A 14,663-nucleotide genomic window follows, 5' to 3' on the forward strand; every position below is an offset into this window, starting at 1 on the left:
CCGAATTGTTTTAACGGGACGTAGAGGAGCGGGATGAAGTCGGCATTGCGTTGGATCAGCGCGGCATTAGTCGCCGCCGGAGTTTCGGCTGCATGGAGCACGCATGCATTCGCAGATGTGAAAATCGGCGTCACTGTCTCGGCAACCGGCCCGGCCGCATCGCTCGGCATTCCGGAAAAGAACACCATCGCGCTGTTGCCGAAGGAAGTGGCCGGCCAGAAGGTCGATTACATTGTGCTTGACGACGCCACCGACTCCACTCAGGCCGTCAAAAACGCCCGCAAGCTCACGAGCGAAGACCACGTTGACGCGCTGATCGGGTCGACCGTCGTGCCGAATTCTCTTGCCATGATGGACGTCGCCGTGGAAAACACCACGCCGGTCATCTCGCTTGCCGCGGCTGCCAGCATCGTCGAACCCATGGACGCCAAACGCGCGTGGGTCTTCAAGACGCCGCAGAACGACATTCTCATGGCCACGGCCATCGCGCAGCACATGTCCAATCACGGCGTGAAGACCGTCGCGTTCATCGGTTTCTCGGACGGCTATGGCGAAAGCTGGTTCAAGGAATTCAGCAAGGCCGCCGACCTCGCGAAGATCAAGGTGGTGGCAAACGAGCGTTTCGCGCGTAACGACGCGTCGGTCACCGGCCAGGTGCTGAAGATCATGTCGCAGAATCCGGATGCGGTGTTGGTGGCCGGCGCAGGCACGCCCGCCGCGTTGCCGCAGAAAACGCTGAAGGAGCGCGGCTACAAGGGCAAGTACTATCAGACGCACGGCGTCGCGAATAACGACTTCCTGCGCGTGTGCGGCAAGGACTGCGAGGGCACGTATCTGCCGGCGGGTCCGTTGCTCGTTGCCGAGCAGTTGCCCGATTCCAATCCGGTGAAGAAGAGCGCGCTCGCCTACAAGCGTGCCTACGAAGCCGCGTATGGCGCAGGTTCGGTGTCGACTTTCGGCGGCCACGCATGGGACGCGGGCCTGCTGCTGCAACGCGCGATTCCTGTCGCGCTGAAGAAGGGGCAGCCGGGCACACCGGCATTCCGCGAGGCGCTGCGCGCGGCGCTCGAAGCCACGAAAGACCTGCCCGCGTCGCACGGCATCTTCAACATGAGCGCGAACGACCACGCCGGTCTCGACCAGCGGGCGCGCGTGATGGTGCAGATTGTCGGCGGCAAGTGGAAGTTGTCCGGCGACTGAGCGAAGGCGAAGCGATAGGTGACCCAATACAAAAAGACGCGTGCAGTTGACGCGTCTTTTTTATTGCGCGCCCGGTGGGAAAAGTGTGGTTGTACGGCTTCAGGAGAAACCCGCATTTGGGTTGCAGTCTATTGACCGTCGGCGCGGCACGACGCAATACTACTAACATGTTAGTGTTTTGCGCGCGCCAGTCCAGGAAGGCATCGCAGGAATTGCAGCAGTAGGGAGCAACGTACAGGCGGCGAAGGCACGCGCGTCGAGCAGGGAAAACCATGCTTGGCACGCCCGGACCCTATAACTAGATTCAGACACCCGACCCACGAGTCGGATTACAAATACGCACTTCGAAGCGTTGGAGACTTGCAATGAAAAAGACAAAGCAATGGGTACGGACGGGCATCGCGATGGCATTGATGTGCGGCGCGGGCGCCGCACTCGCTCAGGTGAAGATCGGTGTGACGCTGTCCACCACGGGGCCGGCTGCATCGCTCGGGATTCCTGAAAAGAACACGATTGCGTTGCTGCCAAAGGAGATCGGCGGCAAGACGGTGCAGTACATTATTCTCGATGACGCGTCGGACACGGGCAAGGCCGTGCAGAACACGCGCAAGCTCATCGACGAAGACCATGTCGACGCGATTATCGGCTCCACTGTGACGCCCAACTCGCTCGCCATGCTCGATCCTGCGTCGGAAGGCAAGACGCCGGTCATTTCGCTCGCTGCGTCGGCCGCGATCATTTCGCCGATGGACGCGAAGCGCGCCTGGGCCTTCAAACCGCCGCAAAACGACAGTCTGATGGCCGACGCCATTGCCGACTACATGGAACATCACGGCGTGAAGACCGTCGGCTTCATCGGTTTCGCGGACGCCTACGGCGATAGCTGGAACAACGTGTTCACCGCGGCCGCCGCTGCGCACAAGCTGAAGATCGTGTCGAACGAGCGATTCAACCGCACGGACGCTTCGGTGACGGGGCAGGTGTTGAAGACGATGGGCGCGAATCCCGACGCGGTTCTGATCGCCGGCTCGGGCACGCCGTCCGCGCTGCCGGCCAAGACGCTCAAGGAGCGCGGCTACAAGGGCAAGATCTATCAGACGCACGGCGTCGCCAATAACGACTTCCTGCGCGTGTGCGGCAAGGACTGCGAAGGCGAGATCCTGCCCGCCGGCCCCATTCTCGTCGCCGATCAATTGCCGGACTCGAACCCGGTGAAGAAGTCGTCGCTGGCCTATAAGGCTGCCTACGAGAAAGCCTATGGCGCGGGCTCCGTGGCGACCTTCGGCGGCCACGCATGGGACGCCGGCCAGATGCTGCAGCGTGCGATTCCGGAGGCGCTCAAGACCGCTCAGCCGGGCACGGAGGCATTCCGCGTGGCACTGCGCGGCGCGCTGGAAAACATCAAGGAGCTGCCGGTCTCGCACGGCATCATGAACACGACCACGACCGACCACAACGGCCTCGACAAGCGCGCACGCGTGATCGTGGAGATCGTCGACGGCAAGTGGAAGCTGCAGAACGACTAATACAAGGCGGTACGCGCCTCTCGTGAAGTGCGGCACATCACGCCGCACTGCCATTCTGTTCGCGGACAATGGCACCGACCGCCGCGCCGTGCTCCGGCGCGGCGGTCGTCTTTCAGGCATTGCAGTTTGATGGACGGCCGCAGGTTGCGCCGCCATGACTGTTTCCAGTTTCGATTTCGACGCTTCAGGACGAGGAAGTATGGATCTATCAATTGCGGCGATCCTCGCGCAGGACGGCATCACCACGGGCGCGATTTACGCGTTGCTCGCGCTCGCGCTGGTGCTGGTGTTTTCCGTCACGCGGGTGATCTTCATCCCGCAGGGCGAGTTTGTCTCGTACGGCGCGCTCACGCTCGCCGCGTTGCAAACCCAAAAATTTCCGGCCACGTGCTGGCTGCTGATGGCGATGGGCGCGGCGTGCTTCGTGATCGAAGTGGCGGGGCTCGCGCGGCACGCCGAGCGGCGGCGGCATGCGGCCCGCACCCTGGCCGTGCTGACCGGCAAATACCTGCTGTTTCCGGTCGCCGTCTATGCGCTGACAAAGGGCGTTTTCCTGCAGCCTTTGCCGATGATCGCGCAGATCGCCCTGACGCTGTTGATCGTGATTCCGATGGGTCCGTTCGTCTACCGGCTCGCGTATGAGCCGATCGCGGAGGCGACCACGCTGCTGCTCCTGATCGTCGCGGTGGCGGTGCACTTCGCGATGGTCGGCCTCGGTCTCGTGATGTTCGGCGCGGAAGGCTCGCGCACCACGGCGTTTTCGGACGCGACCTTCAACCTGGGCAGTCTGTCGATCTCGGGGCAAAGCCTCTGGGTGGTCGGCACGGCGGTCGTGCTGATCGGCGCGCTGTATCTGTACTTCGACCGCTCGATTTCGGGCAAGGCGTTGCGCGCGACGTCGGTGAACCGGCTGGGCGCGCGGCTCGTCGGTATCGGCACGACGCAAGCGGGGCGTCTCGCGTTCACGTTGGCGGCGGGGCTTGGCGCGCTGTGCGGGATCCTCGTGGCCCCGCTGACCACCATCTATTACGACTCCGGCTTCCTGATCGGCCTGAAGGGCTTTGTGGGGGCGATTATCGGCGGGCTCGTCAGTTATCCGTTGGCGGCCGCCGGCTCGATTCTCGTCGGCTTGCTGGAGTCGTATTCGTCGTTCTGGGCGAGTGCCTATAAGGAAGTAATCGTGTTCACGCTGATTATCCCGGTGCTGCTCTGGCGCAGTCTTGCCAGCCCGCACGCCGAAGAGGAAGAGGAGTGACGCGATGAAACGGATCATGAAAAACAGGTTCTTCTGGTTGTTCCTCGTGGTGCTGTTTGCGCTGCCTGTGTTGCCGCAGCCGATTCACGTGCCCGAGTACTGGGTCACGCTGCTCAACTACATCGGGCTGTATTCGATCGTTGCAATCGGGCTGGTGCTGCTGACGGGGATCGGCGGCATGACCAGCTTCGGGCAGGCGGCGTTTGTGGGCATCGGCGCTTATGCGACGGCATACCTCACCACGCGGTTTGGCGTCTCGCCGTGGCTCGCACTGATCGCGGGCGTGCTGGTCACGGCGTTGATCGCGCTGATCCTTGGCCTTGTGACGATGCGTCTGTCCGGCCACTTTTTGCCGCTCGGCACGATAGCGTGGGGGCTCTCGCTGTTTTATCTGTTCGGCAATCTGGAAATGCTCGGCAAGTACGACGGCATCAACGGTATTCCGGTGCTGAACGTGTTCGGCATCGACCTCGAATCGGGGCGCCATATTTATTACCTGATCTGGCTCGTGGTGTTGGGCGCGGTCGTGTCTGTTCACAATCTGCTTAACAGCCGGCCGGGGCGAGCGATTCGCGCCCTGCGCGGCGGCGGCATGATGGCTGAGGCGATGGGCGTCAACACGGCATGGATGCGCGTCGTGATCTTTGTGTACGCAGCCGTGCTGGCTTCGGTGTCAGGCTTTCTGTACGCGCATCTGCAACGGGCGGTGAATCCAACGCCGTTCGGCCTCAATCACGGCATTGAGTTTCTGTTCATGGCCGTGGTGGGCGGTGTGTCGCACGTCTGGGGCGCTGTGCTGGGGGCGGCAATTCTCACGGTGTTGCAGGACTATCTGCAAACGCTGCTGCCGAAGTTGCTGGGCGAGAACGGTAACTTCGAGGTGATCGTTTTCGGCATTCTCATGGTGCTGTTGCTGCAATACGCGCGACAGGGCGTCTGGCCGTTCGTCGCACGTTTCTTTCCGCGCGGCCCGCGCGCGCATCTGCCGGACCATGCGGATGCGTTGCCGCAGCGCACCAAGCCTGCGGCCGGTGAAAATCTGCTGACGGTGAACAAGGCGCGCAAGCAGTTCGGCGGTCTGGTCGCGGTCAACGACGTCAGCTTCGAAGTGAAAGCAGGGCAGATCATCGGCTTGATTGGTCCGAACGGCGCGGGCAAATCCACCACGTTCAATCTGGTAACCGGCGTGCTGCAGGCGACGAGCGGTGAAATCACCTTCCGCGGCGAGCGAATCGACGCGCTGAGTTCACGTGAAATCGTCAAGCGGGGAATCGGCCGCACGTTCCAGCACGTCAAGCTGCTGCCCGGCATGACGGTCCTCGAAAACGTCGCAATCGGCGCGCATTTGCGTGGGCACGCGGGCGTCTGGCGGAGCATTGTGCGCTTGAACAGTGTCGAGGAAGCGCGCCTGATGGCCGAGGCAGCTCGCCAGATTCGCCGCGTCGGACTTGAACAGCATATGTACGACGAAGCCGGCAGCCTTGCGCTCGGCCAGCAGCGAATCCTCGAAATCGCGCGTGCGCTGTGCTGTGATCCCACTTTGCTGTTGCTCGACGAGCCGGCGGCCGGTCTGCGATATCAGGAAAAGCTACAACTGGCCGACCTATTGCGCCGGCTGAAGGCGGAAGGGATGAGCGTGCTGCTGGTCGAGCACGACATGGACTTTGTGATGAATCTGACCGACCGGCTCGTGGTCATGGAGTTCGGCACACGTATCGCAGAAGGCTTGCCGCAGGAAGTGCAGCAGGATCCGGCGGTGCTCGAGGCGTACCTCGGCGGGGTGGAGTAATGGAGAAGACCATGAATGCAACAGCACCGATTCTCGATGTGAATGGGCTTTCCGTGCGCTACGGCAAGGTCGAAGCCCTGCATAACGCGGCGATCAAAGTACGGGCTGGGCAAATTGTGTCGGTGATCGGACCGAACGGCGCGGGCAAGTCCACGCTGCTCAACGCGATCATGGGTGCGTTGCCGCCCACGGGGCACGCGAAGGGCGCGGTCGTCTATCAGGGCGAGGATGTCAGCGCCGTGCCGGTCGAAAAACGCGTCGCCCGCGGTATGTGCTTGGTACCGGAGAAGCGCGAGCTGTTCGCGTCGATGACCGTCGAAGACAACCTGGTCTTGGGCGCGTACCGGCGCAAGCGCGCGGGCGAGCGCAATTTTCTGGATCAGATGGAGCCCGTGTTCGAGCTTTTTCCGCGCCTGAAGGAGCGCCGCAAGCAGGCGGCTGGCACCTTGTCGGGTGGCGAACGCCAGATGCTTGCCGTCGGACGCGCGTTAATGGGCAAGCCCGATCTGTTGATGCTGGACGAGCCGAGTTTGGGCCTTGCCCCGCTGATTGTGAAGGAGATCTTTCACATCATCAGCGCGCTGCGTCAAACGGGGGTGGCTACGCTCCTGATCGAGCAGAATGCCCGCGCCGCGCTGCAGATTTCGGACTATGGCTACGTGCTGGAAACGGGCGAGCTGGCGCTGGAAGGTGAGGCGGCCGATCTGGCGCAGAATCCTCGGGTGATCGAAACGTATCTCGGGTTGGCGAAAAAAGCGGCCTGAAGCTGATCTGAGCGGCGGTTCAAAGCGGCGTGTTTCACGTGAAACACGCCGCTTTTTTTATTCATAGGCCATTCGACCGAATTCGTGCCAAAACCGAACCCGTTATAATTCGCCCATACATTTTCCTTTGAAGGCTCACGCGATGATCTGGCGTGAGGTCCGCGATGCTTTTTCCCACAGAATTTGACGTAATCGTCGTCGGCGGCGGTCATGCCGGCACGGAGGCCGCTTTGGCCGCCGCGCGCATGGGCAATAAAACGCTCTTGCTGACACATAACATTGAAACGCTCGGTCAGATGAGCTGCAATCCGTCGATCGGCGGTATTGGCAAAGGCCATCTCGTTAAGGAAGTCGACGCGCTCGGCGGCGCCATGGCGGCCGCGACGGACGAAGGCGGTATCCAGTTCCGCATTCTTAATTCGTCGAAAGGGCCGGCGGTGCGCGCGACGCGCGCCCAAGCCGACCGGCTGCTTTACAAACAGGCTATCCGTCACCGGCTTGAGAACCAGCCGAACTTGTGGCTGTTTCAGCAGGCCGTGGACGACCTGATGGTTGAAGGCGACCGGGTTGTCGGCGCGGTCACCCAAGTGGGAATCCGCTTCCGCGCACGTGCGGTGGTGCTGACGGCGGGCACTTTCCTCGACGGGAAGATTCACGTCGGTCTGAACAATTACACGGGCGGTCGGGCGGGCGATCCGGCGGCCGTGTCGTTATCGGTGCGCCTCAAGGAGTTGAAGCTTCCGCAAGGGCGCTTGAAGACCGGAACGCCGCCGCGTATTGACGGCCGCACGATCGATTTCTCGCAGCTTGAAGAGCAACCGGGCGATCTCGATCCGGTGCCGGTCTTTTCGTTTCTCGGCCGGGCGGAGCAGCATCCGCGGCAAATGCCGTGCTGGGTCACGCACACCAACGAGCGTACGCACGACATCATCCGCGGCGGACTGGATCGTTCGCCGATGTATACGGGCGTGATCGAAGGGGTGGGGCCGCGCTACTGTCCCTCCATCGAGGACAAGATTCACCGGTTTGCGTCGAAGGAATCGCACCAGATCTTTCTGGAGCCGGAAGGCCTGACCACCAACGAGTTCTACCCGAACGGGATCTCGACGAGCCTGCCGTTCGACGTACAGCTCGAACTCGTGCGGTCGATGCGCGGTCTGGAGCACGCGCACATCCTGCGCCCCGGCTATGCGATTGAGTACGACTACTTCGATCCGCGTGGCCTGAAGGCATCGCTGGAAACCAAGGTGATCAGTGGTTTGTTCTTTGCAGGTCAGATCAACGGCACGACAGGCTACGAGGAAGCTGCCGCGCAAGGGTTGCTGGCCGGTATCAACGCGGGCTTGTTTGTTCAGGGGAAAGAGGCGTGGTGTCCGCGTCGCGATCAGGCGTACCTCGGGGTGCTCGTCGACGATCTGGTAACACGCGGCGTCTCCGAGCCGTATCGCATGTTCACGAGCAGGGCAGAATATCGATTGAGCCTACGCGAGGACAACGCCGACATGCGGCTGACGGAGATTGGTCGCGAGCTTGGCGTTGTGGACGACGTCCGGTGGGACGCATTCAGCCGCAAGCGCGACGCTGTTTCACGTGAAACCGAGCGCCTGCGAACGACGTGGGTCAATCCAAAGACCCTGAGTGCCGACGAAGCCACTGCCTTGCTTGGCAAGCCAATCGATCACGAGTACAGCCTGGCGGACCTGCTGCGTCGCCCGGGCGTCAGCTATGACGGCGTTTGCGCGCTGCGCGGTGGAGCTTGTGGTGCGCCCGAGATTTTGGCGGAAGACCAAGTGCTGCTGGCTCAGATCAAGGAGCAGATCGAAATCGGCATCAAATATCAGGGCTATATCGACCGCCAGGCGGGCGAGATCGAGCGTAACGAAGCGCACGAAAGTACGCGTTTGCCAGAAGGTCTGGACTATGCGGAAGTGAGGGGCCTGTCGTTCGAGGCGCGTCAGAAGCTGACGCAGTTCCGGCCCGAAACGATCGGGCAGGCTTCGCGCATTTCGGGGATCACGCCGGCAGCCATCTCGTTGCTGATGGTGCACCTGAAGCGGGGGCTTGGGCGCCGTCCTGCGAAGCCGGCCGAGCCGGGCGCCGACACAACGCCGGTGGCTCAATGACCACGAAGCAGAAGGGAAGCGACCGCGAAGCGTTGGCGCAACTTCTCGCAGAGGGCGTGCGCCAGCTCGGCCTTGAGCTAAGCGATACCCAATTGGCAAAGCTGCTCGACTACGTCGCCTTGCTGGGCAAATGGAACGCCGTCTACAACCTGACGGCCATTCGCGATCCGCGGCAGATGCTGATTCAGCACATCCTCGACTCGCTCTCGATCGTGCCGCATCTGGCCGAGCGTGATCCGCGCTCCGTGCTTGACGTGGGCTCGGGCGGCGGTTTGCCCGGTATCGTGCTGGCGATCGTGCGGCCGGATTGGGCCGTCACCGTGAACGACATCGTTCACAAGAAAACGGCCTTTCAGGCTCAGGCCAAAGCCGAGTTGGGGCTCGCGAATCTGTCGGTGGTAACAGGGCGCGTGGAGACTTTGCAACCGGGCGCCGAAGTGTCGGCAAAGTTCGACGTAATCGTCTCGCGAGCATTCGCAGAACTCGCCGATTTCGTTACACTGGCCCGTCATCTCGTTGCGGAGCGCGGCGCAATTCTCGCCATGAAGGGCGTACGTCCGGACGGCGAAATCGAGCGTCTGCCGGCGGGCGCCCACGTGGAACAGACCGTGCGGCTCGATGTGCCGTTCCTGGACGCCGAGCGTCATCTTGTGACGGTTCTTGAGGACGAGGCCCGCCAGGCGACGCAGTCACATTCACCGCTTCACGGTTGACCACGTAATTACATCTTCAAGCAGCAAAAGGGACATTCCAACGATGGCAAAAATCTTCTGCGTTGCGAACCAGAAAGGCGGCGTCGGCAAGACGACGACGACAGTCAATCTGGCGGCCAGCCTGGCAGCGCAGGGACAGCGGGTCCTTCTCATCGACCTGGACCCGCAGGGCAACGCCACCATGGGCAGCGGCATCGACAAGGCCGCGTGCACCAACACCGTCTATGAGGTGTTGGTGGACGGCGTCTCGGTAGCCGAGGCACGGATGCGTCCCGAAGCGGTCGGCTACGACGTACTGCCGGCCAACCGTGAACTTGCCGGCGCCGAAGTGGAACTGGTCAGCGTGCAAAACCGTGAGCGTCAGCTGAAGGCCGCCCTTGCCGCGGTCGAAAGCGAGTACGACTTTGTTCTGATCGACTGCCCGCCGGCTCTGTCGCTGCTGACGCTCAACGGCCTTTGCGCCGCGCACGGCGTCGTCATCCCGATGCAGTGCGAGTACTTCGCGCTCGAGGGGTTGTCCGATCTCGTCAATACAATCAAACAGGTGCACGCGAATCTGAATCGCGATCTGAAGGTGATTGGTTTGTTGCGCGTCATGTTCGACCCGCGCATCACTTTGCAGCAGCAAGTCTCGGATCAATTGAAAGAGCATTTCGGCGACAAGGTGTTCGACGCAGTTATTCCGCGCAATGTGCGGCTCGCCGAAGCGCCGAGTTATGGATTGCCGGGCGTGGTCTTCGACAGGGCGTCGCGCGGCGCGCAGGCCTATGTCCAGTTCGGCGCGGAAATGATCGAACGGGTGCGCGCACTGAGCGACGCGCCCCAGGCATCCTAAGCGGATCGAGGAAGCACGATGAATGCAGTAGCACGAAAGAAGGGATTGGGACGCGGCCTGGAAGCATTGCTCGGCGGCAGCGCCGACATCACGGAAGCGGTGGCGATAGAAGGCGCCCCGAACGTGTTGCCTCTATCAAAGATGCAGGCCGGCAAGTATCAGCCGCGTACGCGGATGGACGAGGGCGCCTTGCAGGAGCTGGCAGCCAGTATCCGCGCTCAAGGACTGATGCAACCGATCCTCGTGCGGCCGGTCTCGGCGGATAAATATGAAATCATCGCGGGCGAGCGGCGTTTTCGCGCGGCGCGCCTCGCGGGCCTCGAAGAGGTGCCTGTACTGGTGAAGGACGTGCCCGACCAGGCTGCCGCCGCGATGGCGCTGATCGAGAACATTCAGCGCGAAGATCTGAATCCACTGGAAGAGGCGCAGGGCATCCAGCGTTTGCTCGACGAGTTCAATTTCACGCACGAGCAGGCGGCGGAGTCGGTCGGCCGCTCGCGCAGTGCGGTGTCGAATCTGCTGCGTCTCCTGAACCTCGCTACGCCGGTTCAGACGATGCTGCTCGCCGGCGACCTCGATATGGGCCACGCGCGAGCATTGCTCGCCGTCGATGCCGCGACGCAGATCACGCTGGCGAATCAGGTCGTCAACAAGCGGATGTCGGTGCGCGAAACGGAGAAACTGGTGACGGCGACCACGAAGGCCGCACCGGCCGTGAAGGCGCGTGCCAATCCGGACGGCGGGCGGGACACGCGGCGCCTCGAGGAAGAGTTGTCCGACCTGCTTGCGGCGACCGTGAAGATCAAGCTCGGCCGGCGCGGCCGCGGCCAGGTTCTCGTCGACTTCGGCGATCTGGATGCGCTGGAAGGCATTCTGGTGCGCTTGCGCGGGAATGCTACTGCCTAGAACGCAGATCGTTGCAGACTCATCGAGCGGGCGGTGCAGGAAAAATTGTCTGCCCTGTCCAGATTGCCATGGAATCCTAACTATCTGTTGTGGCCACATGACACGCTTTCAGCTCGAACGAAGGGCAGGGCGTGTCTGCGTGTGAGTGCGCCGCAAAAAAGGCAGCCGGCAGCGCGGAAGTAAACGCCCAACCGGCGTTTGTTGCATTTTCGAGACGTCCGTTGCAACGATTGTCGGGCCTGGCCGCGAGACAAAAACTTGTCAGTTTGCGCACATGTTTTGCCTCTCCCCGACAGCCTTACAGTTGACGTCTTGCCGTCGACGATGAAGCCTTTTCCGCATCGCGAAGCGTCGTTTCGCACTGTTTATTGAACGGCCTAAAGTCTTGAATTGCCTGCAACTATCGCTTACAATCGCCCGGATTTAATTGCACGGCAACCCCGTAAGCGCAGCGAAAGCCCGCTGATCGGAACGAGACTTTCGGAACACTGCGATGGCGGTCAAAGCGTCGAATCAAGCGCCAAAAAATGGGCGCGACGAACACCGCGATGAGCGCACCGTTCCGGATGCCTCCACCGCTCAGTCAGCCGCGCGCGAAGAATCCTGGGACGCCGAGCAAGATAACAATATCGTTCCGCTCACCCGGGCCGAGGCCGAAAAGCTGTTTGGCCCGAATGTGAGCCGTCCATCGCGCGTTACGCCGTTCAAGGTTGTGGCAGCGCAAATGGTTTTGTCCCTGGTTGCAACGTTGGTGTGGTGGCTGTTCTATAAGCCGCCGGGCGCTGCTGCGCTGTCCGCGTTCCTGGGGGGAGCGATCTGCTGGGTGCCGGGTGCATTGTTCGCGGCACGGCTGAGAACGCTGAGCGGCGCCGAAACAGTGATGAGCTGGGTGCTCGGCGAAGCGCTGAAGATGGGCGCCACGATTGCGATGTTTGTAGCCATCGCCTTCTGGTATCACGACGTACGCTGGGTTCCGCTGCTCGTGACCTATCTCGTCGCGCTCAAGACGTACTGGATTGCCTTGGCCTGGCGCTGAGGATGCAGCAGGTAACACCAAGATTTAAAGCCGGCGCATAGCGCCGGTGAAAGTGTGCGGATATGACACGGTCCGCACCCGGCGCGTTCCCGCAATAGAGCATTGCAGCGGAAACGGCCTAAGACGATTTTCGACAATTTGGGTGGCTTTAACGATATGGCAGCTAGCGAAGGCACGCGCGCAATGGATCCGTCCGAGTACATCGCGCACCACTTGCAGAACTTTTCCACCGCGCACCAGACGTCGATTTTCGACATCCACGTGTGGAATCTGGACACCCTTTTCTGGTCGATCGTTTGCGGTCTGGCCACCATCATCATCCTGCATCTCGCTGCCCGCAAGGCAACGTCCGGCGTGCCCGGCCGTTTCCAGTGCGCGATCGAAATGCTGGTGGAAATGGTCGAGGATCAATCGAAGTCGATGATCCACGGCACGCGCACTTTCATTGCACCGCTGGCCTTGACGGTCTTCGTCTGGGTCGCGCTCATGAACTCGCTCGACTTTATCCCCGTCGACCTGCCGGGCCATGTCATTGGCTGGCTGGGCCTGTCCGAAGCCATCCCGCACCACCGTATCGTCCCGACTGCCGACCTGAACGGCACGATCGGCATCGCGCTCGGTGTGTTCGCGCTGATGATTTACTACAACTTCAAGATCAAGGGCGCCGGCGGCTTCGTGCACGAACTGCTGTCCGCTCCGTTCGGCGCACATCCGCTGCTGTGGATCCCGAACCTTGCACTGAACATCATCGAGTTCGTCGCGAAGACGGTCTCGCTCGGCATGCGGCTGTTCGGCAACATGTACGCGGGCGAACTGTTGTTCCTGCTGATTGCCCTGCTCGGCAGCATCTGGAGCTTCGGCGCGGACACGACGGTGCTTGGCTTCATCGGCCACGTGATCGCCGGCAGCGTGTGGGCAATTTTCCACATCCTGATCGTTCTGCTGCAGGCGTTCATTTTCATGATGCTGACGCTGGTGTACATCGGCCAGGCACACGACACGCACTAACCCGCGCTGTCGTAGAAAGAATCGTAGTTTTTTAAATCCCAGTTCCAACCAGTTCTAAAAGACTTTTCACAAAGGAGTGATCATGCAAGCTTTCATCGCCAACATCCAGGGTCTGACCGCCATCGGTATCGGCATCATCATCGGCCTGGGTGCAATCGGCGCCTGTATCGGTATCGGCCTGATGGGCGGCAAGTACATCGAAGCATGTGCTCGTCAGCCGGAACTGATGAACCCGCTGCAAACCAAGATGTTCCTGCTGGCTGGTCTGATCGATGCGGCGTTCCTGATTGGCGTTGGTGTGGCAATGCTGTTTGCGTTCGCGAACCCGCTGCTGTCGAAGCTGGCAGGCTGAGGTTCCTCGGAAGTTTGCGCCTGAGCTATAACTAAAGGCGCAGGGCGGAACGGGCACTGGGGCGCTGATCGAGCACTGAATCGATGAGCGCCTTGCCGTTTCACTTTCCGAACTAGCAACGTTTAAGGAAACACCGTGAATCTCAACGCAACCCTGTTTGCGCAAATGGTCGTGTTCCTGATCCTCGCGTGGTTCACGATGAAGTTCGTGTGGCCGCCGCTGATCAACGCCCTCGACGAGCGCTCGAAGAAGATCGCTGACGGTTTGTCTGCCGCTGAAAAGGGTAAGGCTGAACTGGAAGCCGCTCACAAGCGCGTCGACCAGGAACTCGCCCAGGCACGCAATGACGGTCAGCAACGTATTGCTGACGCAGAAAAGCGCGCTGTCGCCGTCGCTGACGAAATCAAGGCTCAGGCGCAAGCCGAAGCCGCCCGCATCATCGCGCAAGCGAAGGCTGACGCAGAGCAGCAAGTCGTGAAGGCGCGCGAAACGCTGCGCGGCGAAGTCGCCGCACTGGCAGTGAAGGGCGCTGAACAGATCCTGAAGCGCGAAGTCGACCAGGCAGCACACGCTGACCTGCTGAATCAACTGAAAGCCGAGCTCTGATCATGGCCGAACTTGCAACCATCGCCCGTCCGTACGCAGAAGCGCTGTTTGGCGTGGCCGAAGCTGGTGACATCGCCGCCTGGTCCACGCTCGTGCAGGAGCTGGCACAGGTTGCGCGTCTGCCCGAAGTGCTGTCGATCGCCTCGAGCCCGAAAGTGAGCCGCGCCCAGATCAGCGAACTGCTGCTGGCTGCGGTCAAGTCGCCGCTCAAGGACAACGCGCAAGCGAAGAATCTGGTGCAAATGCTGGTGGACAACCATCGCCTGCAATTGCTGCCGGAAATCGCCGCGCAGTTCGAAGAGTTGAAGAACGCCCGCGAAGGGGCGGCCGATGTGCTGATTGTCAGCGCATTCCCGCTCGAAGGCGCGCAGTTGAACGACCTCGTCGCAAGTCTCGAACGCAAGTTCAAACGCAAGCTGAAGCCGACGGTCGAGGTTGACTCGTCGCTGATCGGCGGCGTGCGCGTGACGGTCGGCGACGAAGTGCTCGATACCTCGGTCCGCGCGCGGCTTGCCAGCATGCAAACGGCTCTGACGGCCTGAAGCGCCTC

The 14,663-nt window shown here is 61.5% G+C and carries 14 protein-coding genes; all 14 read left to right on the plus strand.

Annotated features, from left to right (window positions below; genetic code table 11):
- Window positions 1-33 precede the first annotated feature (33 nt).
- Entirely contained in the window at window positions 34-1,200 is a 1,167-nt protein-coding gene (locus ACEN8U_RS13915; RefSeq protein ID WP_015004092.1) for an ABC transporter substrate-binding protein, read from the plus strand.
- A gap of 365 nt (window positions 1,201-1,565) precedes the next feature.
- Window positions 1,566-2,726 carry an ABC transporter substrate-binding protein gene (locus tag ACEN8U_RS13920; RefSeq protein ID WP_015004091.1) on the plus strand — a complete coding sequence of 387 codons (1,161 nt, stop codon included), beginning with the start codon at window positions 1,566-1,568 and terminating at the stop codon, window positions 2,724-2,726.
- Between the two features lie 199 nt (window positions 2,727-2,925).
- Window positions 2,926-3,981, plus strand: coding sequence for a branched-chain amino acid ABC transporter permease (locus tag ACEN8U_RS13925; protein WP_015004090.1), 1,056 nt, complete (start codon window positions 2,926-2,928; stop codon window positions 3,979-3,981).
- Between the two features lie 4 nt (window positions 3,982-3,985).
- The gene (locus tag ACEN8U_RS13930) at window positions 3,986-5,770 is read left to right on the plus strand and encodes a branched-chain amino acid ABC transporter ATP-binding protein/permease (RefSeq protein WP_310104500.1); all 1,785 of its coding nucleotides are present in this window, start codon (window positions 3,986-3,988) and stop codon (window positions 5,768-5,770) included.
- Window positions 5,771-5,781: 11 nt separating this feature from the next.
- Window positions 5,782-6,534, plus strand: coding sequence for an ABC transporter ATP-binding protein (locus ACEN8U_RS13935; RefSeq protein WP_085963869.1), 753 nt, complete (start codon window positions 5,782-5,784; stop codon window positions 6,532-6,534).
- Window positions 6,535-6,698: 164 nt separating this feature from the next.
- Window positions 6,699-8,657 (plus strand): tRNA uridine-5-carboxymethylaminomethyl(34) synthesis enzyme MnmG, encoded by a 1,959-nt coding sequence (gene mnmG / locus ACEN8U_RS13940; RefSeq protein ID WP_310104494.1) that lies wholly within the window; start codon window positions 6,699-6,701, stop codon window positions 8,655-8,657.
- Entirely contained in the window at window positions 8,654-9,370 is a 717-nt protein-coding gene (gene rsmG / locus ACEN8U_RS13945; protein WP_015004086.1) for a 16S rRNA (guanine(527)-N(7))-methyltransferase RsmG, read from the plus strand. The genes mnmG and rsmG overlap by 4 nt, the downstream gene beginning before the upstream one ends.
- A 43-nt stretch (window positions 9,371-9,413) precedes the next feature.
- Window positions 9,414-10,205 (plus strand): ParA family protein, encoded by a 792-nt coding sequence (locus ACEN8U_RS13950; RefSeq protein WP_013590058.1) that lies wholly within the window; start codon window positions 9,414-9,416, stop codon window positions 10,203-10,205.
- 18 nt (window positions 10,206-10,223) lie between these two features.
- Window positions 10,224-11,111, plus strand: a complete 888-nt coding sequence (locus tag ACEN8U_RS13955; RefSeq protein ID WP_013590057.1) for a ParB/RepB/Spo0J family partition protein — start codon at window positions 10,224-10,226, stop codon at window positions 11,109-11,111.
- A gap of 493 nt (window positions 11,112-11,604) precedes the next feature.
- Window positions 11,605-12,147: an ATP synthase subunit I gene (locus ACEN8U_RS13960; RefSeq protein WP_015004085.1), complete on the plus strand. Its 543-nt coding sequence runs from the start codon at window positions 11,605-11,607 to the stop codon at window positions 12,145-12,147.
- A 156-nt stretch (window positions 12,148-12,303) separates the two neighbouring features.
- Window positions 12,304-13,155 (plus strand): F0F1 ATP synthase subunit A, encoded by an 852-nt coding sequence (gene atpB / locus ACEN8U_RS13965; RefSeq protein WP_015004084.1) that lies wholly within the window; start codon window positions 12,304-12,306, stop codon window positions 13,153-13,155.
- A gap of 82 nt (window positions 13,156-13,237) precedes the next feature.
- Window positions 13,238-13,507 (plus strand): F0F1 ATP synthase subunit C, encoded by a 270-nt coding sequence (atpE, locus tag ACEN8U_RS13970; protein WP_007180033.1) that lies wholly within the window; start codon window positions 13,238-13,240, stop codon window positions 13,505-13,507.
- Window positions 13,508-13,642: 135 nt separating this feature from the next.
- Window positions 13,643-14,113 (plus strand): F0F1 ATP synthase subunit B, encoded by a 471-nt coding sequence (locus ACEN8U_RS13975; protein WP_006050845.1) that lies wholly within the window; start codon window positions 13,643-13,645, stop codon window positions 14,111-14,113.
- A 2-nt stretch (window positions 14,114-14,115) separates the two neighbouring features.
- The gene (locus tag ACEN8U_RS13980; RefSeq protein ID WP_013590055.1) at window positions 14,116-14,655 is read left to right on the plus strand and encodes a F0F1 ATP synthase subunit delta; all 540 of its coding nucleotides are present in this window, start codon (window positions 14,116-14,118) and stop codon (window positions 14,653-14,655) included.
- Window positions 14,656-14,663: the final 8 nt, after the last annotated feature.

The organism is Paraburkholderia phenoliruptrix (assembly GCF_047325075.1).
Lineage (GTDB): Bacteria > Pseudomonadota > Gammaproteobacteria > Burkholderiales > Burkholderiaceae > Paraburkholderia > Paraburkholderia phenoliruptrix.